Below are 21,049 nucleotides of genomic sequence, written 5' to 3' on the forward strand. Positions count from 1 at the left end.
CTAGCCGACGTGGCGGTGACCACTATTGCCTCGGTGCCGTCAGCGAGGATGATGCCGCCGAAGACGTCCATCTGCCACAACTCCATCGGCCGAGCCCGTTCCCACCGCACGTAGTTGCCCCGGCCGCGGCGATGCCTCATCGCCACGGGCAGTCCGTGCCGGGCCAGGATCCGACAGTCCGCAACGGCACTGGCTCAGGGCAGGCATTACGACCCAGCTCGAATGCGATCCGTCGCGCAACCCAACGCGGGTGTCCTGGACCCGGTCTACCCGGTGATCTTCCTGGACGGCTGGTGCGCCCTAGCGGAAGTCCGCTGCGTGGTCGAGGGCCCACTGCCGGAATGTGCGGGCAGGAACCCCGGTGACGTCCTCCACGGTCGTGGTGACCGGCTCCGGTGTGTCGTTCATGGCAGCCCACCCGTCAAGCGCCATGTCCACGAACGCCGGATCGCCCCACTCGGCCAGCAGAGACTCGCGCGCCTCGGCGCGAGGCTGCTCCTCCCACCGAAGGTCGCGGTCGATCGCCGTACCGATGAGCCGTACCTGCTCCAGTTGGCTGATAGCCTCGGGCCCGGTGAGGGTGTACGCCGCCCCGACGTGGCGGTCCTCGGTCAGCGCCAGGGCGGCCACTCCGGCCAGGTCCTTCTCGTGTATCAGCGATCGACGGGCGTGCCCGTACGGCCACCGCACGACCCCCCGGGTGCGGATCTGTTCGGCCCAGCCCAGCGTGTTGGCCGCGAATCCGCTCGCCCGGAGGAAGGTCGACTCCAGCCCGGTCCGCTCGATCAGATCCTCCATTTCGCCCCAGAATCCGACCGGCCGATCGCCATCTCGCCCGCCCATCGCGGACAGGTAGACGACCCGGCGGGCGGGCTCGGAAAGCCTTTCCACGGTTGCCGGTGCGGGCGCGGTCGACAGGCCGGGCCACACGAGGAAAACCGAGTCGACCCCGGCCAGGGCGGCGTCGAGTGTGTCCGGTCTCGTCAGGTCACCGCCGGCGACGGCAACATCGGAGGGCAGCCTCGCTGCGCTCGGTTCGCGAACCAGAGCTCGGACGTCTGCGCCCAGCTCCAGCAGCCTGTTCACCACGTGCCTACCAACGTTTCCGGTAGCACCGGTGACCAGGACTGTTCTGTGTGTACTCATCGACCGCTCCCGGGGTTCGTGACGTAACGCGCGCCGATTCCGGCCGACCCGGCAACGGCGCCTGGCACAACTCTCGAACTTGAACAAATGTTTAGGTCAAGTACTGTGGCGGCCGTGACATCGCTCGTACCCGACGCCGACGAACTCACGATCGGTGAACTGGCCGACCGCAGCGGCGTGGCCGCCTCGGCGCTGCGGTTCTACGAACGCCAGGGCCTCATCCGCAGCCGGCGTACCGTCGGCAACCAGCGCCGCTACAGCCGTTCCACCCTTCGCCGAGTGGCGTTCATCCGGGCCTCGCAGAACGTCGGAATCCCGCTGGCGGCAATCGGCAGCGTCCTCGCCCTGCTGCCCGAGGGACAGACGCCGACGCGCGAGTTCTGGATCCGCGCATCCGAATGCTGGAGCGTCGAACTCAATTCGCGGATCCGACAACTGGAACGCATGCGCGACTTGTTCACCGAATGCATCGGCTGCGGCTGCCTGTCCCTCGACCAGTGTGAATTGATCAATCCAGACGACAAGTTGGGCGCCCTCGGGCCAGGCCCGCACCGACTGGTCAAACACCCGCCACCGTCGGGGTTATGCGGGCCGCAGGTAGGTCGGTAGCGTTGGCTTGCGGCCGCCTGAGGCCGGTGGCGCATCCCGCGCTATGAGGAGGTTCGGGATGGATTCCTTGCCGGAGCTGACCTTCGGGCAGCGGCTGAAGGTCTACCGGGAGCGGTCCGGGAAGACTCGTGCGGTGCTGGGCGGACTGGTGGGGCGCAGCGCCGAGTGGGTCAAGGCGGTGGAGACCGATCGGATCCTGCCGCCGCGCATCCACATGCTGGATCGCATCGCGCGTGCGTTGAAGGTCGATGTGTCCGCCCTGGCCGGCGAGCTGAGCGACCGGTCCGCTGTGGTGAACGGGCCTGAGCATCCGGCGCTGGCGTCGGTGCGGGACGCCGTGAACCGTGTCGTGCTCGCCGACGAGGCTGCGGTGGAGTCGTTGGCCGGCTTGAGGGAGCGGCTCGCGGTGGCGTGGCGGGCGCGTCATCAGGCGTCCGATCACCGGACGGTGCTGGGTGGGCTGCTGCCGAGACTTCTGCACGACGTGCAGCGGGCCGCGCTGGTGTACGAGGGCGTTGAGCGTCGGCAGGCGCAGTCGCTGCTGGCGGAGACCTTCGGGTTGACGCAGATGTTCCTTGCGTACCAGCCGGCTGCCGAGTTGTTGTGGCGGGTCGCGGACCGGGCGATGGTGGCGGCGCAGGATTCCGGTGACCCGGAGGCGGTGGCCCTCGCGGCATGGTTCCTGTGCCAGGTGCATCGTGACGGCGGAGACTGGGACACCGCCATGGTGGTGACCCAGGATGTCCTGTCGGCTCTGGAGCCGAGGGCGGCCGACGCGGGCACGAATCTGCTGGCGTTGTGGGGTGCGCTCAACTTCGAGGCCGCGTACACCGCCGCTCGTGCCGGCGAGGAAGGCCGGGCCTGGCGGTACTGGGATCGGGCGGACCGGGTGGCGCAGCGTCTGCCGGAGGATTTCTATCAGCCGCAGACGTCGTTCTCCCAGGTCATCATGGGCGCCCACGCGGTGACAGTGGCGGTGGAGTTGCAGAAGGCCGGTGAGGCGGTACGGCAGGCGCGCCGCCACGACTCGGCGGCCATTCCGTCGAGGCCGCGCCGGGCACGCCATCTCATCGAGGTGGCGCGGGCGCACTACGGCAAGGACGACAAGGAAGCGGCCGTGACGACGCTGCGGAAGGCGTACGAGTCGGCCCCGGAGACGATCCGCTTCAACGGGTACGCCCGCCAGATCACGTTGGACCTGCTCGACGGCCCACGCTCCACCCGTGACGACGCCCGTGACCTCGCGGTCAAGGTCGGGCTTCTCTCCTGATCCAGGGGTAGGAACCTTACCCATTCCGCTCCGCGACCCACCGTAGCTTCCTGCTCACGGGATGCGGCGGGCGGTGCGGGTATCGCCTGGTCGCCGCGTCCCCCTCAGAACCGAGGGAGGGTCCGTGCGGCGCGTCTCGTATGACGAATACCTGTCTGCCACCGCGCTGACTCTTGCTCGCAGGCACCGGCCGGTGTGGTCGTGGCGGCTCTGGCGGCGCATCTGCCGCTGTGGGTCCGAACTGCCCTGCCGCGTCCGGCATCGGATTCCGATCAATCGGGGCCACTGGCCGTCGGAGGGTGAGCAGTGACCAGTGAGCAGGAACGGACGATCGTCGCGATTCATGTGCGAGGGCTCGACGGCATGTGTGTCGGGTGCCGAGCGTGGTGGGCGCGGCTGACTCCGTACCCCTGTTGGCAGGTGGAATGGGCGACGAGTCGGCAGGCGCGGGCGGTCACCGCGCGGTTCCTGGAGGGCGCGCGGTGACCACCCACGGCCCGGTCATGCCGGTCTGGAGCTGCGGCGGCTGCGACCTGCCCTGGCCCTGCCCGACCCGGAAGCGTGAGCTGCGGGCGGAGTACGCGGACGCTCCAGTGTCGCTGGCTCTCTACCTTGGTGCCTACCTCGTCCAGGCCACCGAGGACATGCCTTGGACGCCGGCCGGCGTGCTGCACCGCCGCTTCCTTGGCTGGACCAGGGAAACCGGCCACCTCATGCCGGTAGTACAACAGCGAAGTACAGCAACCGAGCCAGCCGAACGAGGCCGAGCAGCACACCAACAGGGCGCCTGACCTCGCATCGAGCCTGATCCGGCCGGGCCCGCAGACAGCTCACACCGAAGTGGTCAGGGTTCGCGCTCCCCGCCTGGCTTGTGCTGGCTGTCGGCCTCGCGCCTGCCGACGCCGACCACGAGGGCCACGTGCATCGACGTACGGCTCTGGGCGTCGTCGTGGCGGCACCGGTATGGATCCCGCAAGTTGAAACCCGAATCCCACCGGCAACCCTCTGAGCAGGGCTTCCTGAGTGGTGGCCTCTTCGGCGGGCCCGAAGGCGTCGACCTTCGGGGCTTCGGGCCATCGTCCTGGAATGCATGCTTGCTCATGGCCGATGAGCGGATGCGCGGGGGCCGCGACGCAGTGTTTCTGGAAATTCCGCGCCTGACCTGCCTGTGAACGACTTTGTACGCGCGGATGGGCGTTGCGATTGCGTCGAATGTCGCTATATCGGCGTCTTCGCAGAACTTCATGGATCCGCGAGACCGTATCGAACTTCTTCATCTTTCCTCTGGGTCCTGGTAGAAGTGCGACATGCCCTCGCGGCGTGTCACATGACTGTCGGATGAGAGCGGATCGCGACGTGCTGGCTCGCGGCTGGTGCATCGGTCGACTGCTGCTCGCGGTGCGTAGTGCGGGCACCGATTCGGGGGCATGGCGCTTTTCGCTGCTGGTCAGGGCAACTCGTCGTACAGCACTGGAGGTGGCCAGAGGTGTCGGTGATCGAACCAGCGCATTTGCGTGAGCCAGCATCTGCCGTTGCCGACCGTGTGACTCCAGGCGTGTGATGAGCACACCTGCCGAGGTCGACCGCCTGCTCAGCGCCGCCGACGAGATCACCGCGCGGGCCGGTCTCGGCCCGGACACCCGGGCGGCCGTTGAGCGGGCCGTTGCCGCTGCCCGTGGTCTCGGCGATCCGGGGCGTCTGCTGCATGCTCTCGGCCGCGCCACGCTGAACCTCTCTCAGGAACGGCTCGCCGATGGCGGTGATGTCACTGAGCTGCGGGAACAGGCCGAGGAGGTCATCGCGCTCGCCGGCGATCTGCTCTCCGATCCGGACTGGCATGCCGACGCCGTGGTCCGCACCGTGCAGGCGGGCCAGATCCTGGCCGGCAGCGGGCTCGTCGATCGCGGGCGCGATGTCGTCGAACGGGTGTGGCGGTTGGTCGCGCCCCGGCCCGCCGACGGCCTCGACGCCCGCCGCGCTCGGACCGCGGCACTGACTGGGCTGGTCACCCTGCGACTCGAGACGGACCCCTCCGTCCTGGGACCGTTAGCCGCCGAGATGGTCGACCTCCAGCGTGGGCTCGCCCGCGACACCGGCGAGGCGGCCGCCGTGATCGACCTGGCGGACGCCCTCGGAATCTTCGCGCGGGTAGCCAGCACTCTGGGGCGGCCGGACCTGATGCGGGTGGCGCTGACCGAACAGTACTCGCTGGAACAGATGTTCCAGGGCTCCGGAGCGCGGAAGCGACTAGAGCGGATCGAGGCGTCGCTGGCGCAGCTGCAACAAGCCGCGCCGGAGAACCTGGTGGTGCCCGACTCGGGCGCATGGCGGATACGCCGCTCCTACCTGGATCTGCTGGCCCAGCCCTCACCATCCGGCGTTACCGCCGGCGGGTTCGCGGCGCGGCTGGCGGCGGAGTCGCGGGTGACCGGCCCCGCACCCGGCAACCGCCCGCCCGCTGACCCGTCGGTGATCGCCGATTGTGCCGCCCGGCTCGATGAAGGAATCTCTCTGGCCGACGCGGACCAGATCATCGAGGCCGACCGCGTCCTCGCCGAGCTCGCCGACGAGTTGAGCCTGTACGACGGGGCGACGTCGGACCCGGCCCGGCGGGACGTCCGGCGCCTCTGGTCCGCAGCCCTCTACCAGCGGGCGATGCTCCGGCACCGGATCGGTCACTGCGACGACGCCTGGGACCTTGCCTGGCTGTCCGTGGTCGTTGCCGTCCGGCGGCACGAGGGCCTGCTACGCGGGACCGTCACCGAGCGGGAGGCGCTGGCCGACGCGGTCACCCACATGGTCGACGCCGCCGTGGTCGCGGAAGCCACCGGACGTCACGAAGACCAGATCATGCTGCTGTCCGAGGTCATCGACCGCTGCGCGGACGCGGACGCGGCCTACCCGCGGCTGCGTCGAATCCTCGGCACGGCCCTGCACAATCTCGCCGCCGCGCTGCTCGAACGCCGGCAGACGGCGACCGCGGCGCCCTTGGCCGAACATGCCTACGCCATCCGTCATGAGCTGGCCGTGCTGGACCAGCGCGCAGCCTGGGAGTACGCGAACACACTGCTGCTCACCGCCGCCCTCGCCGTCGACCGTCAGGACTGGCGAATCGCCGTCGAACGTCTCAGCGCAGTCGGGCGGCTGCTGGTTGCCTTACAGACGTACCCGGAAGCGATGGCCGGATATGCAGGACAGCTCGTCATCGAGGTCACCGCCCAGGCACCCGAGCTGGTGGACCGGGCCCGTGCCGCCGGCACCTGGCCATATCAGACCTGGACCCCTCAGGCGTAGCGCCCACACGTTCGGGGCCCGGCCGGCCGCTTCGGGCGGAGGCGTGCCCGCTGAGAGAGTCAACAAGGGACACCAACAGGCTGCGCCAGCGGGTGGCCCGAACCTCCGGCGGCAAGCGGCCAGGCTGGTGGCCAGCACGAGCCGTAGCTCGGACCGCTACCTGGTCCGGCGAAGCCCGCCTGAGCTACGGCTTGCGATCAGGCCCTGGTCCGGGGGCGTGGTCGGGCCCTGGTTTCGGAAGTGGGTTACTGCGGTGTCACCGTGAACCCCGTCATGGCCAGCGAGAGCAGGCGGGTCGCGGTGGTGCCGGGGTCGGGGTCGTTCTCGGTTGCCAGGGCGATCCCGGTGACCAGCGTCGACAGGTCGGCGAAGGTGACGTCGGGCGCCAGCACTCCGGCCTCGGCGGCCCGGCGTACAAGTGGCTCACCCGCCTCGGACAGTTGGTCGGACGCGCAGTAGACGCTTTCGGTGCGGCCGCGGTTCAGCGCCTCGGCCAGGCCCCGGATCGTCGCGGCGGCCCGCGTGATCTCGATCAGGAACTCGACGAGTGCGGCCCGGGGGTCCGGTTCGCCCGCCAGTTCGCCGGCGCGGCCGCAGAGGGCGTCGATGCGCTCCCGGAAGACGGCTTCGAGCAGGGCGTGCCGGGTCGGGAAGTGGCGGCGGACCGTGCCGGAGCCCACCCCGGCGGTCCGGGCGATCTGTTCCAGCGACGCGTCGGCCCCGTGCTCGGCCACCGCCTCTGCTGCCACCCCGAGCAGAAGTTCGTAGTTGCGGCGGGCGTCTGCTCGCATGTCTCACCTCGGCGTTGCTAAGCGGCGGGGGCCGCCGTATCTTAGCAAGCATAAACGGCGGTCCCCGCCGTTTCCTGGGTCGAGGAGTGTGTCCATGTCAGATCGAGCACCAGTCCTGGTCACCGGCGCTACCGGCCGGCAGGGCGGGGCAACCGTCCGTGCCCTGCTCGCCGCCGGCGTACCGGTGCGCGCCCTGGTCCGTGACCCTGCCGCCGCCAAGGCCGCCGCGGTCGCCGCCCTCGGCGCCGAGCTGGTCGCCGGCGATCTCCGCGACCCCGCATCGCTGGTCCCGGCGGCCCGGGGCGCCCGCGCCGTCTTCTCCGTGCAGATGCCGGAGCTGCGCGGCGACACCTGGGACTTCGAGAGCGAACTCGCCCAGGGCGTCAACCTGATCGAGGCCGCGCTGGCCGCGGAGGTCCCGCAGTTCGTGCACACCTCGGTGTCCGGCGCCGGGCAGCACGAGGACGCCCCCGGCTGGACCGACGGACGCTGGGCCGCGATGGAGCGCGTCTTCCTGCCCAAGGCCGGCATGCAGGAACGCGTCCGGGCCGCCGGCTTCGACCGGTGGACGCTGATCAAGCCGGGCTTCTTCATGGAGAACTTCCTGCCCGACCTGGCCTACCTGCTACCGCGGGGCATCGCGGGCGGGCTCGCAACGGTCCTCCGGCCGCAGACCCACCTGTCGCTGATCGCCGTCGACGACATCGGCCGAGCGGCCGCGGCGGCCGTCGCCGACCCCGACCGTTTCCACCGCGTCGAACTCGAACTGGCCGGCGACCACCTGCCCATGACGGAAATCGCGAAGATCATCGGTGAGTCGCTCGGCATCGACGGCACCGCTCCCGACATGACCGAGGCGGAAGCGCTCGCCGCCGGCATGCCGCCGTGGGCCACCACCTCCCACGAGTTCCTGAACGTCGCCGGGCAGCCGGCCCGGCCGGAGTTCGCGCGCGCCCTCGGCATCCCCCTGACTCCGTTCGCCGAGTGGGCCGACCGCCACCTGCGCCCTCTCCGCCAGGGCTGACGCCAAGGCGCTACCGCTGCGCCGGTCTGCTGCAGTGCCAGCCCGGATCGCTCGGAGGGTGCCCGCGCGACGCGGGCACCCTCCGACGGCCGGCGGTGCCGGATTCCCGGCTCGCCCTCAGCTCGTGGGGCCGGACGCCGCCCCACCAAGAGTCACCTTGAGGATCTTCTCGTTGCTGTTGTTCGGGGTGCTGTCCTTGTCCCCGCCGGTGCTCGTGGTCAGCCACAGGTTGCCGTCGAGCGTCGGTTCGACGGTGCGCAGCCGGAAGTACGTCCCGACGAAGTACTGCTGGACGTTGGTGAGCGTGTTGCCGCTGATCTCCGCACGGTACATCCGGTTGCCGCGCAGGCAGGCGATGTAGAGCACGTCCCGGACGATCGCGATGCCGCTGCACGAGGCCTCGGCCACCGGGTACGTCCGGATCGGGGCCCTGAAGTTCGGGTTGGCGCAGTCGCCGGAGGTGCCCTCGCAGGCGGGCCAGCCGTAGTTGCCGCCCTTGACGATGATGTTGGTCTCGTCCATGACGTTGTTGCCGAACTCCTGCTCGAAGAGCCGGCCCTGGGAGTCGAAGGCGAGTCCCTGCGGGTTGCGGTGGCCGTAGCTCCACACGTAGTTGCCGAAGGGGTTGTCCGCCGGCACCGTGCCGTCGGGGTTGAGCCGCAGCACCTTGCCGCCCAGGTTGCCGGTGTCCTGGGCCACGTCCGGGTCCTGTCCGTCGCCGGTGGCGGCGTAGAGCTTGCCGTCCGGGCCGAAACGCAGCCGGCCGCCGTTGTGGTACTTGTTGCGCGGGATTCCCGTGACGAGCACCTGCTCGGTGCCGGTCTGCAGCGTGCCGTCGTAGCGGATGCGCACGATCCGGTTGTCGGTCGTGGTGGTGTGGTAGATGTACAGCCAGCGGTCGGTGGTGAAGGTGGCCGAGACGGCCAGCCCGAGCACGCCGCCCTCGCCGCTGGTGCCGGCCACGTTCGGCACGGTGCCGATGCTGCGCTTGTCGGTGCCGTCCGGGTTCATGGCGACGATGTCGAACAGGTCGCGCCGGCCGTAGAGGACCGTGCCGTCGGGCAGTTGCACCAGGCCCCACGGCAGGTCCCTCTCGGTGGTGATCGCCGTCGCGCCGCAGATCGGGCTCGTGCAGCCCGAGCCGGTGTGCGCGGTGACCGCGGCGCTCGCCCCCGAGACGTTGCCCTGGGCGTCCCGAGCGGTCACGGTGTACCGGTAGTCCGTGTCGGGCGCCAGCCCGGTGTCGGTGAACGTGGTCGCCGGCGGGTTGCCGGCGGTGCCGGTGGTGGAGCCGACCGCCGTACCGTTGCGCAGGATGGTGTAGCCGGTGACCGCGACGTTGTCGGTGGAGGCCGACCAGGTGAGGGTCACGTCCGTGCCGTTCACAGTCGCGGCCAGGTTGGCCGGCGTGCTGGGCGGAGACGTGTCCTGCTGGCAGAACGGCGGGGTGACCGAGAGCGTGGAGCTGGCCTGCGAGACGTTGCCGGCGGCGTCGCGGGCGTTGACGTACCAGCCCCAGGTGACGCCCTGCACGACGCTGAGCGTGGCGGTCCGCGTCCGGCCCGGAACCGAGGTGACGAGCTGGCCGTCGTGGTAGATGTCGTAGAAGGCGACGCCGACGTTGTCCCAGGAGGCGTACCAGGAGAGCGTGACGGACTGGCAGGTCAGCCGGGTGCTGCGCAGGCCGGTCGGCCGGGTGGGCGGGCTGGTGTCGGCGGCGAGCCGGACCGTCGGCCGGCTCCCGGTCGCCGGCGCGGCCGTCGCGGCGTTGGCGGGTACGCCGGTCAGGATGGTGCCGGCGCAGATCAGCAGGGCGAGCGGGACGCGGTGTCGGAACTGGCGAGGATTGATCCGCACGGGTGCTTTCCTTCCCGGGTTCTTGGTCAGTACGGGTAGCCGGGGACGTTGAGCCGCACGCTGTACAGGCCCGAGTCGTTCGTTCGGCCGGAGGTGATGTAGAGGGTCTGCCGGTCGGGTCCGCCGAACGCCACGTTGGTGGTGCCGGTGCCGCCGGAGCGGATCGTGCCGAGCTGCGCGCCGGCGGGCGAGTAGACGTGGATCAGCCCGTCCGAGCCGGAGGCCCAGTACACGTTGCCGGCGCAGTCGATGGTGACCCCGTCGGGACCGCCGATGTAGTTCACGAAGACGCTGCGGGCGCCGGTGCTGCCGTCGGGCTGGACGACGTACTTGTAGATCTTGTTCTCGGAGTAGGCGCCCACGTAGAGCGTGCCGCCGTCCGGGGAGAGCGCGATGCCGTTGGGTTGCCGCAGCCGGTCGTCCACCAGCGACACCTGGCCGCCGGAGACGCGGAAGACACTGGTACGTCCGCTCATCTGGTCGGGTCGGTTGCCGCGCTGGAAGCTGGGGTCGGTGAAGTAGACGACGCCGTCGGACCGGACCGTGACGTCGTTGGGTGAGTTGAACGCCCGGCCCTGGTAGTCGGCGGCGACGGTGCTGCGGGCCTGGTCGCTCAGCCGGTAAGCGGAGACGTTCCGCTGGTCGTGGGTGGCGGCGATGATCTGCTGGGCGTCGGGGCTGAGTGCCAGGCCGTTGCTTCCGGCGTCGGCGACGAAGGTGTCGAAGGTCGCGGGCGGGGTGAACCGGCGGATCGTGGAGGGCTGCACGTTGTTCGGCCAGGCGCCCGCGGCCATGTCGGACATCAGCAGGTAGCCGCCGTCGGCGATCCAGACCGGCCCTTCGAGGAACGAGAACCCGCTCCGGATCTTCGTCGCGGACACGGAACTGGCCGGCAAGGGCGGGCCGTACCCGGCGCCATCCGGACAGGCCCCGGGTGGAGCGCCGGGTCGGCCGGTGAACGGGTAGGTGTGAACGTTCACATCAGAGGCGTCCCGAGATGCCGGGGGTGCGGCACCGGCGAGGCCCGGTGCGGTGGTGAGCGCCAGGCACAGGCCGGTGAGTGCGGCGATGGTTGGACGCCAGGTCATCGGGTACTCCCATCGGAGTCGGTGAATGCAGGGGCCGTGGTTGCCTGGGTTGGCCCCGGCCGCCGTCGACACCTGTTATTGATCAGTGTCGATGTATATGTGACGCAGCTTAGGCGAGGAAGCGGCGCCCCGCATCAGTTGTCCACGATCACCTTCGGCGCATGCCCCGAAAGGCACCCGATGACCTGGCCGGTTGAGCGCTGACACTCCGTACACCTTCGTGGTGACCGCCCGCGACGCGGCGGGCGACGGGTCGGCGGCCGCACCCGGGTCCTTGACTTCCGCATCCGCACCGCTTCCACGCCGATGGATTCCGCCGGCATCGGCGAAGGCCGCCGGGCTCCTACCCGAGCCTGCTGTCCGTGCGGGCGGCGGCGAGAGCGGCTGCCATCCGGGTCAGGCGTGCGCCCTGGAAGCAGGCCGTCTCGAGGACAGCTCTGGCGTACCCGGGATCCCGGCCGGCGCGGCTCTCCACCTGGCTGACGCCGTACGGGTTTCCGCCGGCGGCGTGAGCGGTGTCGTAGTTCAGGTAGCCCGTGGGCAGGATGATCGACCCCCAGTGGTGGAAGGTCTGGTAGAGGCTGAGCAGGGTCGCCTCCTGGCCGCCGTGTTCCTCGTAGGTGGCGGTGAAGCCGGTCGCCGGCTTGTCGGCCAGTTCCTCCGCCTGCCACGGGGCGGTCGTGGTGTCGAGAAACTGGCGCAGCTGGGAGCAGATGTTCCCGAAACGGGTCGGCGTGCCGAAGGCGTACCCGTTGGCCCACCGGAGGTCGTCCAGGGTGGCGACCGGGATGTCGGCAGTGGCGTCGAGGTGGGCTCGCCACTGCGGCTTGGCATCGATGACGTGCTCCGGCGCCAACTCTGCCACCCGGCGCAGGCGGACCTCAGCGCCGGCGTCCGCGGCGCCGTCGACAAATGCCTGCGCGAGCCGGTGCACGGTACCGGTGGCGGAGTAGTAGATGACGGCGATCCTGGCATCGGTCTGCATGGTGCCTCCTGGGTCGGCTCGGTTCTCGGTCCACCGTGCCGAGCAGGCTTACCGTTCGCTGACCATCTCCTTACCGACGCCGCTGAAGGGCTGTCCGTCCAGGTCGAGCTGTGCGCCGCGGCGCATCTCGGCAGTGAGTTCGTCGCTGCCGAGCGCCTCCCGGAGGCGGACCGTGACGCGCTGGACGTCATGTTGCTCGCCGGGAGGCAGCGGCGCTCCGGCGGCCTCGCGCAGCGTCCGCGCCGCGGCGAGCAGCCGCGCGGCGGGGCGACTGTCACCGCCGAGGCTGACGGCACCGGCCAGGCCCTCGAGAGCCAGGGCGACCGCCCGTTGATCCCCGGTGGCGCGCGCCGCGTCGAGCGACTCACGGTGGCGGCGCTCGGCGAGGACAGCATCACCGCGGTGCTCCGCGATGAACCCCAGCTCGGCCAGCGCGAGCGCGCAGCCCGGCAGGAAGCCGGCGCGGCGGTTCCAGTCGAGCAGGTCCCGCTGCTGGGTCTCGGCGGCGTCGAGGTCGCCCCGCCGTCGCGCGATCATTGCCAGGCCCGTGCCGGCGAAGGCGATGGCGGAGGGGCTCGACTGTTCCCGGGCCACCTGTAGCGCGCGGTCGTGACTGACGGCGGCCTCGTCGAGGTCGCCTCTCAAGATGGCAAGCCGGCCGATGCATGCCAGCTGCCGGGACACCGACGTCCACAGCCGCAGGTGTTCGGCGATGCGCAGCGCCTCCCGGTAGCGGGTGGCGGCGCGATCGTAGTCGCCGTGGATCTCGGCCAGGGTTCCCAGCAGGCTCGTCGGATGCACTTGGCCCCAGCGGTCGCCCAGCTGCTCGAACAGCGCCCGGCTGGTCTCGCAGTCGCGCTGCGCCGCGGGCAGGTCGCTGCGGAGTACGAGCGCGAGGTCCGCTCGGATGGCGCAGGCGGCAGCGATGCCCCACCGGTCCCCGCCGGCGCGGAACGCCGCCAGCGCCGCGTCGACCAGGACGGCGGCCTCGTCCGGATCTCCGGAGCCGAGCATCATGGAGGCGAACAACCACTGCGCGAACGCCTTCTCCGGCCCCTCGGTGTCCTGGTAGCTCTCCAGGATCCGCTGCCGGGGAGCGGTCGGATCGCCGTCCCGGGTGGCGAGAGCGGCCAGCCACATCTCCGCATGTCGCCGCAGGCCGTCCGGCGCGACGTCGTCCTCGCTCCTCGGGACGATGTCCAACGCCGTCCGAAGTGACCGGCTCACCTCTCCGAATCGGCCCCGGAGCAGGCGGTACCAGGACAACGAGGTGGCGAGCGCCAAGCCCACGCGGGCCTGACCGTCGGTGGCGGCGACGTCGAGTGCCGCCCGGAGGTTGGCGCTCTCGACGTCGAGCTCACGTAGCGCACGACTCTGATCGTGACCACGTAGCCGTCCGGCGGCCTGCTCGGCGAGACGGGCGAAACACGTGGCGTAACGGCGACGAGTCGCGGACAGTTCGGCGGCGCTGTCGAGCTGTTCCAGACCGTAGGCAGCCACCGTCTCCGGCAGCCGAAAGCGTCGCGGAGTCTCGCCGTGCCGCACCATGACCAGCGATCGGTCGATCAGGCGTGCCAGCACGTCGAGGACCTCGTCCGATGCCACCTGCCCGCCCCCGCACACCTGCTCGGCGGCGGCCAGGGTGGCGCCGTCGGCGAAGACCGCGAGCCGGCGCAGCACCGCGCGTTCGGGAGGTGACAGCAACTCCCAACTCCAGTCGATCACGGCGCGAAGCCCCTGCTGACGCGGGGGCGCGGTGCGCCGGCCGGATGACAGCAGCCGGAAGCGATCGTCGAGCCGTGCCGCCAGCTCGCCCGGGTCGAGAACGGCCAGACGGGACGCGGCCAGTTCCAGCGCCAGCGGTACGCCGTCGAGACGCCGGCAGATGACGGCGACCGCGTCCGTGTTCCGCTGATCGACGGTGAACCCTGGCTCGGTGGCGCGGGCGCGGGCTAAGAAGAGCCGAACCGCCGGAGCCTCGGCGATCTGCCGCGCGCCGGCTCCGGGCTCCGGCAGGGTCAGCGGCGGCACCGGAAAGACGGCTTCGCCGGGGATCCCGAGCGGCTCGCGGCTCGTCGCCAGGATGCGCAGGTCGGCCACGGCGCCGAGAAGCTTCTCGGTCAGTCGAGCGACCGGCGCCACCACGTGCTCGCAGTTGTCGAGCAGCAACAGCATCCGCCGACCTCGCAGCGCGGCGACCAGCCGGTCCATCGGCTCGCGCGGTGGTCGATCACCGGGCAGGCCGGGCGGGCTGTCGTCCCGGATCTCGAGCGTCGCCGCCACCATGTCGACGATCTCGGTGCAGGTCGCGTGGTCGCCGCAGGACGGCTGGCCGGCCAGCTCGACGAGCCACACGCCAGCGGGGAACGTGTCAGCCAGCGCACGAGCGGCCTCGATCGCCAACCTGCTCTTTCCCACCCCACCCAGACCGGTCAGGGTCACCAGCCGCTCGTTCGTCAGCCGCTCCCGCACCGCCTCGGCGGCCGCGTCGCGCCCGATCAGCCCGCCGTACGGACCAGGCGACAGAGGCGCCGGAAGATTGGTCCGGGCCGGAGTCGACGCCGGTGCCGGCGGCTGGAGGGCGGGATCCTGGCGCAGGATCGCCCCGTGCAGCTCGACCAACTCCCTGCCGGGATCGATGCCGAGTTCGTCGCGCGCCTGCCGACGGAACTGCTCGTAGGCGAACAGCGCCTCATGCTGGCGTCCCGAGCCGTACAGGGCGCGCAGGTGCGCGGCCCGTAGTCGCTCACGCCACGGGTGGCGTGCGACCAGGTCGGTCAGTTCCCCGGCGAGCAGGTGGTGCTCACCGAGATCGAGCCGGGCCTCGGCCAGCTCCTCCAGCGCGGTCAGGCGCTGGTCGTTGAGCCGCTCGACCGCCTGGCGGACGAATCGCTCGTCGGTGAAGTCGGCGTACGGGGAACCGCGCCACAGCGACAGGGCCTCCGTCAGCGTCGCCGCCCGCACAGCCGGCTCCCGCTGCGCGCCCGAACGTACCAACAGAGCGGCGAAGCGACCGGCGTCGACCGATTCCGACGGCGTCCGCAGCCGGTAGCCGGCTTCACCGGACTCGACCAGCGCACGGCCACCCGCCTCGCCCGCCCCCAGTGCGCGGCGCAGCTGCGACACCTTGGTCTGGAGCGCCCCGAGCGCGTTGCCGGGTGCCTCGTCACCCCAGAGATCCTCGATCAGCCGGTCGGCGGTCACCGGGCGCCCCTCGTGAACCAGCAGGTCAGCCAGCAGACCACGCACTTTGAGGCCGGGCACGGCGACAGGTGTGCCGTCCGACGTCCACACCGCGACGTCGCCCAGCACTCCGAACCTCATCGCTTCACACTAGCCAGCCGGCTGTCCCGCCCCGCGAACGTCCGCCGACCAACGGTCTGCTCACCGGGAAGCGGCGCGGGGTCACCGACGCGTACGTCAGCCGGCCGTCAGCCGGTGGTAAGGAGCCCCGGGCACGCTGAACCGAGCCGACACCGGAGGAACGACATGGATCAGCTACAGCGGCGCCGAGCCGCTTCCCGCCACAGGCCGCTCGCACCAGGGCGGGTGGCCACACCCTGGCTCGCCCTGCTGGCCGGTCCGCTGTCGTTCGGGATTGCCGCACCGGCACTGCTGCTCGACGACCTGTCGCGCGCAACGGGTAGCGGGGAACAGGCCGCGACCGCCGGTGTGACCGCCTTCGGCTGGGGGATCGCGTTGGGGACGCCGCTGCTGGCGGCGCTGCTCGCCCGTCGCGGCGTACGAGCGGTCCTGACCGTCGCGTCCACGCTGGTGGCCGCGGGGACGCTCATCCTCGTGCTGATCCCGAGCGTGCCGGCGATGGTGGCCGGTGCGGCGGTGCAGGGACTGGGGTCCGCCGGCCTCACCGTGACCGCGATGAAGCTGGCCGACTCGGCCCGGCAGATGGGCGTGGTCGCCGCGTCGCTGGCGGTCGTCGGGGCCACCGGTCCGCTGACCGGCGCACTGATCGCCGACCTCTCCTCGTGGCAGGCGGCACTGGCGTTGCCGCTGCTGGCGGTGCTCGCCGTGCCCGCGGCTCGCCGCGGCACCACCTCACCGGACGCGGTGCCGGCGCCGTTCGATTTCTTCGGGATGACCATCCTGGCGATGCTGGTCACCGCAGCCGTCCTCATTCCGCACCGGCCGCTGGTGGCCGGCCCGGCCACCGTTGTGCTGCTGCCTCTGCTGGTGTTCTGGACCAAGGTCCGTCCGGACGGCTTCCTGCCTGCTGCGGTGGCACGGAACGGCCGGTTCCTCGCGGCGTGCGCGCTGGCCTTCGCGCTGGGAGTGGGCAACTTCGCCCTGCTCTACGCCGCGCCGGACCTGCTGCGACAGCACGCGGGATGGGCAGGCACCCGGAGCGGGATCGTGCTGCTGGCGCCCTACCTGATCGGCGGCGTCTGCTCCGGGTTCCTGGTCGCGGCATCAGTGCGAGTGTCACGCCGCGTCGCGGCCGCCACGTTGCTCGTCACCGGCGCCGCCGCGCTGCTGCTGGCGGCGGTCACCACCGCCGTACCGCTGCTGCTCGCGGCGATGACGCTCGGCTCCTTGGCCGCCGCGACCGGCCAAGGCGTACTCGCCCTGCACGCGGCCGGCGTCGTATCCGCCTCCCACCGGGCCGAAGCACTCGGTCTGTTCAACCTCGCCTACCTGCTCAGCGTCGCGATCGGGCCAGTGGTTGCCGTGATGCTCTCGCACCCAACCGCTTGAGGACCCCGACGCGCAGGTTCAACGTCGGCCGCCTCGGCGTCGTGGCCTGCTTGGCGCACTGTTCGAGAGGATCTGGACCACTCCTGCCATGGTTGAAATGATCCGGACGTGAAGGCTGATGCCACAGGCCGACGCAGCCTGGACGAGGTACGCGAATACCAGGTGACGCGACTCAACCACGCCTTGCGCCGGCCGGGCATGTGGGGCGGCGAGACCGCCTTGCGACTGTTGATGGACGCGGTGGCCTTCGTCGACGGGCTCGACGAGGTCTGGCAGGCAGAGTGTGAGCAGCTCCGTGCGCGGGGAGCCGTCAATTCGCTCGGTGTGCGCGGAGCCTTCTCCGAGATCCTGCCCGGATACCGCGACGACGGAGCGGTGGCCTCGGTCTACGCCGACATCGCCTGGCGGCATGGCTGGCTCAAGGTTGATCGGACGCTCTCCGCCGATGACTTCCAGCGGCTACGTGACGAAGCCACCCGCTGGTGTGCCCAAGACCGCTACCTCGATGAGGCCCTGGTCGAACTCGGGGCACCCGCCGTGCTGTTCGGCGGTAGCAATCCCTGCTATCCCAAGACCCTGGCCTATGCCGCCGACCGCGCCACTGCGCTGATCTGCCTGCACTTCGCCGGCACGTGCGACTGGAACACCACACAGCCACAGCCGGAATCCCCACCGGTGCTGCTGGCGGTCCGCCACGGTGACGGCGCCTTCGCGGACACCTTGTCCCGCACCGGGTTTGATGGAGACATCGAAACCTGGGAGGAACACCAGCGATGCCGGCACCGAAGAAGTACAACGATGAGTTGCGTGAGCGTGCGACCCGGTTGGCGGTCGAGGCCCGTCGGGATCCGGCGTCCGCGGTCGGAGCGATCCGTCGGATCGCCGGTCAGCTCGGGGTTCACCCGGAGGCGTTGCGCACGTGGGTGAAGAAGGCCGAGACCGACGCCGGCGACCGGCTGGGCACCACCAGCAGCGACGCGGAACGCCTCGCCGCGTTGGAACGGGAGGTGCGTGAGCTGCGGCGGGCGAACCAGATCCTGAAGTCCGCGGCGTCTTTCTTCGCGGCGGAGTTGGACCGTCCGTCGCGATGAAGGTCGAGTTCGTCGACTCCCAGCGGGTCGAACACGGTGTCCAGCCGGTCCTGCAGGCGCTCGAAGACACGCCGGCACAGATCGCACCGTCGACCTACTACGCCGCCAAGACCCGCCCGGCCTCGGCCCGGTCGCGGCGCGATGAGGAGCTGACCGCGGTGATCGAGCGGATCCACGCGGAGAACTACGGCGTCTACGGGGCACGCAAGATCTGGCACGAGCTGCACCGACGCGGTTTGCCAGTGGCCCGGTGCACCGTCGAGCGGCTGATGCGCGCCTGCGGGCTGCGCGGGCTGCTGCGCGACAAGTCGCCACGCACGACCCGGCCAGCGGCCGAGACCAACCGGCCCGCTGACCTGGTCAAACGGGACTTCACCGCGAAACATCCGAACCAGCTGTGGGTCGCGGACCTGACCTACGTGCGCACCAGTGTGGGCTGGGTGTACGCCGCGTTCGTCCTCGACGTGTACTCCCGCATGATCGTCGGCTGGCAGGTGTCCACGAGTCTCTACACCGAGCTGGCTCTCGACGCGCTGAAGATGGCGATCTGGCGCCGCGAAAATCAAGGCGCTGACCTGGGCGGACTGGTCCACCACTCCGACCGTGGCGCCCAATATCGAGCGATCCGCTACACCCAGCGGCTCGCCGAGGCCGGCGCCGTCGCCTCCGTCGGCTCCAAGGGCGACTCCTTCGACAACGCGATGGCCGAGGCGTTCAACTCCCTGTACAAGGCCGAACTCGTCCGGAACAAGGGCCCGTGGCGCGGGCTCGACGACCTGGAGATGGCCACCGTCGAGTACATCGACTGGTACAACAACCGCAGGCTGCACGGCGAACTCGGCCACGTCCCACCCGCCGAGCACGAGGCGCTACACGCGATGACCCACCCGGTCACCGCACCCCTGAAAACCAGCTAACCAACTCTCCATCAAACCCGGGGCTTGACACCTTCAGCCTCACACCGACAGGCTCCACCTACCGCTACGAAGCCGACCGTTGACCAGCCGCACACGAGGTTGAGTTCCTGGATCATCGCAGTGCGTTGAAGAAGGCGCGCAGGTCGGCAGCGAGCAGGTCGGGTTCTTCCTGGGCGAGGAAGTGGCCGCCGACGCTGGGCTCGCGCCAGTGGGTGAGGTTGGCGTAGGTGCGTTCGGCGAACGACCGGGGCAGGCCGGCGTCCTCCACGCTGACCGTGATGCCGGCGGGCACGGTGACCATCGGCAGATGTGGGGCCAGGTGGTCGTCACGGTAGGGGCGGAAGGACGTGCCGATGCAGTTGGTGGCCCAGTACAGCATCACGGTGGTCAGCAGCTCGTCGAAGTCGAACCGGCGGGAGATGTCGCCGCCGCAGTCGCTCCAGCGCTGGTACTTCTCGATGATCCATGCGGCCAGTCCGGACGGCGAGTCGCTCAGCGCGGCCGCAAGGGTGTCGGGCCGTGTCTCCTGGATGATTCCGTAGCCCCAGTCGTCCTCGGCCTTCGCGTCGAGCATGGCGACGAACGCCTCCTCGGCCGGGCTGAGGTCGCCCCTGCGGTCCGCCGGCGGGAACTTGATGTGCTGCGAGAAGACCCCGATGACCCGATCTGCGTGGCGGGCGCCGAGCCACGTCGTCACGCCGGACCCGATGTCGCCACCGTAGGCGCCGAAGCGGTCGTAGCCCAGACGGGTCATCAGCTCGGCCCAGACGTCCGCGACAGCCGCCTCGGTCGTCGGGCCCTCGGCGAGCGGTCCGGAGAAGGCGAAGCCGGGCAGGCTCGGTATGACGAGGTCGAAGTCTGCGAGCCGGGACACCAGGGGCAGCATCTCCGTGTACGTGCCGGGCCAGCCGTGGGTCAGGATCAGCGCCGTGGCGCCGGGCGACGCCGAGCGGACATGAACGAAGTGGATCGGCGTGCCCTGGATCGTGGTGACGAACTGAGGGTGCCGATTGAGGGCACGCTCGACCGCACGCCAGTCGAATCCGTCGAGCCAGTACCGCACCAGATCTGCCAGGTACCCGGGGTCGGTGCCGGCGGCCCACGGCTCTCCCGGTGCGGCCGGCGCGAGCCTCGTCCGCGCGAGCCGAGCCCGCAGGTCGTCCAGGACGGCTTCGGGCACATCGATGTGGAAGGGCGTCACCCGATCATGGTCCCATCGCCAGGAGTCACTCGGCAGCCGCCCGAACGGGCAGGCTGCCGCACGGCGATCGGCAGCCACGATCCGGGAGACTCGATCGCCGATCCGCCGAGGAGCGTGATTCAGGCCGGAACCGCTGCGAGGCGGCACTATCGTGTCCTCGTGCCTTCAGACGTACACCCGGCCCTGGACGTGTTGATGCCCGCGGCGTTCCTGGGCCACGGCAACCCGATGAACGCCCTCGAGGTCAACCGGTACACCTCCGCGTGGAGAGCCTTCGGCGCCGCGGTGCCGCGTCCCCGCGCGATCCTGGTGGTCAGCGCCCACTGGTACATCAACGCCACGGCCGTCACCGCGATGCCCCGGCCGAGGACCATCCACGACTTCTACGGGTTTCCGCAGGAGCTGTTCGAGGTGCAGTACCCGGCGCCGGGGCTGCCCGAACTGGCTGAGGAGGTCAGTGACGTCGTCCATCCGACCTGGGTCGGGGCGGACGTCGACAGCTGGGGCATCGACCACGGCACCTGGTCGGTGCTGCTGCACGCCTTTCCGGACGCGACGATTCCCGTCGTCCAGCTCAGCATCAACGCCGACAAGCCGATGGACTACCACCTTCAACTCGGCGCCCGGCTCGCCCCACTGCGCCGGCGCGGAGTGCTGATCGTGGCGAGCGGCAACGTCGTGCACAACCTGCGCGGCATGGACTGGGCGCTGGCCGACGACGGCTTCGACTGGGCGCGACGCTTCGACGAGGACGCCAAGGCCCGGATGCTGACCGACCCGGGCGAGTACGCGACCCTCGACGCTCACGCGGACTTCCGCCGTGCGGTACCGACACCGGATCACTTCATCCCCGCGTTGTATCTCGCCGGCCTGGCCGCCGCCACGGACACCCCCGACACCGAGGTCCTCGTCGACGGCTACGCCTACGGCTCGCTGTCCATGACGGCCTACACCCTGGGCATGTCCTGTCCACCGGCTGCCGGCCGGGGCGGATCCCCGCAGCCACCGCCCGGCCTGCCGCCGGACGGCTCCAACATCTGAGCAAGCGCCGGCTGGTCGAATG

The 21,049-nt window shown here is 70.5% G+C and carries 16 protein-coding genes and 1 pseudogene; 10 read left to right on the top strand and 7 right to left on the bottom strand.

The features are described from left to right. Positions 1–300 precede the first annotated feature (300 nt). Positions 301–1,146, bottom strand: a complete 846-nt coding sequence (locus CLT75_RS01115; RefSeq protein ID WP_135243868.1) for an NAD(P)H-binding protein — start codon at positions 1,144–1,146, stop codon at positions 301–303. Between the two features lie 114 nt (positions 1,147–1,260). Here CLT75_RS01115 and soxR point away from each other — a divergent pair, with 114 nt between their 5' ends. The 5 genes from soxR to CLT75_RS01145 all read left to right on the top strand — a co-directional run bounded on the left by soxR (position 1,261) and on the right by CLT75_RS01145 (position 6,319). Beyond that, the gene (soxR, locus tag CLT75_RS01120) at positions 1,261–1,755 is read left to right on the top strand and encodes a redox-sensitive transcriptional activator SoxR (protein WP_252450025.1); all 495 of its coding nucleotides are present in this window, start codon (positions 1,261–1,263) and stop codon (positions 1,753–1,755) included. A 58-nt stretch (positions 1,756–1,813) separates the two neighbouring features. Continuing rightward, positions 1,814–3,025, top strand: coding sequence for a helix-turn-helix domain-containing protein (locus CLT75_RS01125; RefSeq protein ID WP_135243869.1), 1,212 nt, complete (start codon positions 1,814–1,816; stop codon positions 3,023–3,025). Between the two features lie 306 nt (positions 3,026–3,331). Continuing rightward, a complete protein-coding gene (locus CLT75_RS32950; protein ID WP_135239061.1) occupies positions 3,332–3,511 on the top strand; it encodes a hypothetical protein in 180 nt (59 codons plus the stop codon). Then, a complete protein-coding gene (locus CLT75_RS32955) occupies positions 3,508–3,816 on the top strand; it encodes a hypothetical protein (protein ID WP_135239062.1) in 309 nt (102 codons plus the stop codon). Before CLT75_RS32950 ends, CLT75_RS32955 begins: the two co-directional genes overlap by 4 nt. Before the next feature lie 769 nt (positions 3,817–4,585). Beyond that, entirely contained in the window at positions 4,586–6,319 is a 1,734-nt protein-coding gene (locus CLT75_RS01145; protein ID WP_135239063.1) for a hypothetical protein, read from the top strand. Between the two features lie 245 nt (positions 6,320–6,564). Here CLT75_RS01145 and CLT75_RS01150 read toward each other — a convergent pair whose 3' ends face one another. Further along, positions 6,565–7,110 (bottom strand): TetR/AcrR family transcriptional regulator, encoded by a 546-nt coding sequence (locus CLT75_RS01150; protein ID WP_135239064.1) that lies wholly within the window; start codon positions 7,108–7,110, stop codon positions 6,565–6,567. Positions 7,111–7,204: 94 nt separating this feature from the next. Here CLT75_RS01150 and CLT75_RS01155 point away from each other — a divergent pair, with 94 nt between their 5' ends. Beyond that, entirely contained in the window at positions 7,205–8,134 is a 930-nt protein-coding gene (locus CLT75_RS01155; protein WP_135239065.1) for an NmrA family NAD(P)-binding protein, read from the top strand. 117 nt (positions 8,135–8,251) lie between these two features. On the opposite strand, the gene CLT75_RS01160 is transcribed toward CLT75_RS01155, so the two are convergent. The 4 genes from CLT75_RS01160 to CLT75_RS01175 form a co-directional block, all read right to left on the bottom strand. Next, complete coding sequence (locus CLT75_RS01160; RefSeq protein ID WP_135239066.1) at positions 8,252–9,991, bottom strand: PQQ-dependent sugar dehydrogenase; 1,740 nt, start codon at positions 9,989–9,991, stop codon at positions 8,252–8,254. Positions 9,992–10,017: 26 nt separating this feature from the next. Then, positions 10,018–11,079: an SMP-30/gluconolactonase/LRE family protein gene (locus tag CLT75_RS01165; protein ID WP_135239067.1), complete on the bottom strand. Its 1,062-nt coding sequence runs from the start codon at positions 11,077–11,079 to the stop codon at positions 10,018–10,020. 343 nt (positions 11,080–11,422) lie between these two features. Continuing rightward, positions 11,423–12,064, bottom strand: coding sequence for an NAD(P)H:quinone oxidoreductase (gene wrbA / locus CLT75_RS01170; protein WP_135239068.1), 642 nt, complete (start codon positions 12,062–12,064; stop codon positions 11,423–11,425). Positions 12,065–12,112: 48 nt separating this feature from the next. Next, entirely contained in the window at positions 12,113–15,388 is a 3,276-nt protein-coding gene (locus CLT75_RS01175) for an AfsR/SARP family transcriptional regulator (RefSeq protein ID WP_486485015.1), read from the bottom strand. A 225-nt stretch (positions 15,389–15,613) separates the two neighbouring features. On the opposite strand from CLT75_RS01175, the gene CLT75_RS01180 reads away from it, so the two are divergent. The 3 genes and pseudogenes from CLT75_RS01180 to CLT75_RS01185 all read left to right on the top strand — a co-directional run bounded on the left by CLT75_RS01180 (position 15,614) and on the right by CLT75_RS01185 (position 18,785). Further along, positions 15,614–16,777 carry an MFS transporter gene (locus tag CLT75_RS01180; protein WP_486485016.1) on the top strand — a complete coding sequence of 388 codons (1,164 nt, stop codon included), beginning with the start codon at positions 15,614–15,616 and terminating at the stop codon, positions 16,775–16,777. Positions 16,778–16,885: 108 nt separating this feature from the next. Continuing rightward, on the top strand, positions 16,886–17,704 hold the full coding sequence (locus tag CLT75_RS32960; RefSeq protein ID WP_486485017.1) for a hypothetical protein: 819 nt from the start codon (positions 16,886–16,888) through the stop codon (positions 17,702–17,704). Next, positions 17,602–18,785 (top strand): annotated as a pseudogene (locus tag CLT75_RS01185) (IS3 family transposase). The gene CLT75_RS32960 and the pseudogene CLT75_RS01185 overlap by 103 nt, the downstream one beginning before the upstream one ends. Before the next feature lie 112 nt (positions 18,786–18,897). Here CLT75_RS01185 and CLT75_RS01190 read toward each other — a convergent pair. Further along, positions 18,898–19,986: an epoxide hydrolase family protein gene (locus CLT75_RS01190; RefSeq protein ID WP_135239070.1), complete on the bottom strand. Its 1,089-nt coding sequence runs from the start codon at positions 19,984–19,986 to the stop codon at positions 18,898–18,900. A 159-nt stretch (positions 19,987–20,145) separates the two neighbouring features. Here CLT75_RS01190 and ygiD point away from each other — a divergent pair, with 159 nt between their 5' ends. Further along, positions 20,146–21,027 (top strand): 4,5-DOPA-extradiol-dioxygenase, encoded by an 882-nt coding sequence (gene ygiD / locus CLT75_RS01195; protein WP_486485018.1) that lies wholly within the window; start codon positions 20,146–20,148, stop codon positions 21,025–21,027. Positions 21,028–21,049 lie beyond the last annotated feature (22 nt).

The sequence above is a fragment of the Micromonospora sp. CNZ285 genome (assembly GCF_004637285.1).

Excerpts from the sequence above, each read along its gene's own strand:
- CLT75_RS01115 (WP_135243868.1), bottom strand. The coding sequence starts at position 1,146 with ATGAGTACACACAGAACAGTCCTGGTCACCGGTGCTACCGGAAACGTT.
- CLT75_RS01125 (WP_135243869.1), top strand. The coding sequence starts at position 1,814 with ATGGATTCCTTGCCGGAGCTGACCTTCGGGCAGCGGCTGAAGGTCTAC.
- CLT75_RS01145 (WP_135239063.1), top strand. The coding sequence starts at position 4,586 with ATGAGCACACCTGCCGAGGTCGACCGCCTGCTCAGCGCCGCCGACGAG.
- CLT75_RS01150 (WP_135239064.1), bottom strand. The coding sequence starts at position 7,110 with ATGCGAGCAGACGCCCGCCGCAACTACGAACTTCTGCTCGGGGTGGCA.
- CLT75_RS01155 (WP_135239065.1), top strand. The coding sequence starts at position 7,205 with ATGTCAGATCGAGCACCAGTCCTGGTCACCGGCGCTACCGGCCGGCAG.
- CLT75_RS01165 (WP_135239067.1), bottom strand. The coding sequence starts at position 11,079 with ATGACCTGGCGTCCAACCATCGCCGCACTCACCGGCCTGTGCCTGGCG.
- wrbA (WP_135239068.1), bottom strand. The coding sequence starts at position 12,064 with ATGCAGACCGATGCCAGGATCGCCGTCATCTACTACTCCGCCACCGGT.
- CLT75_RS01175 (WP_486485015.1), bottom strand. The coding sequence starts at position 15,388 with ATGAGGTTCGGAGTGCTGGGCGACGTCGCGGTGTGGACGTCGGACGGC.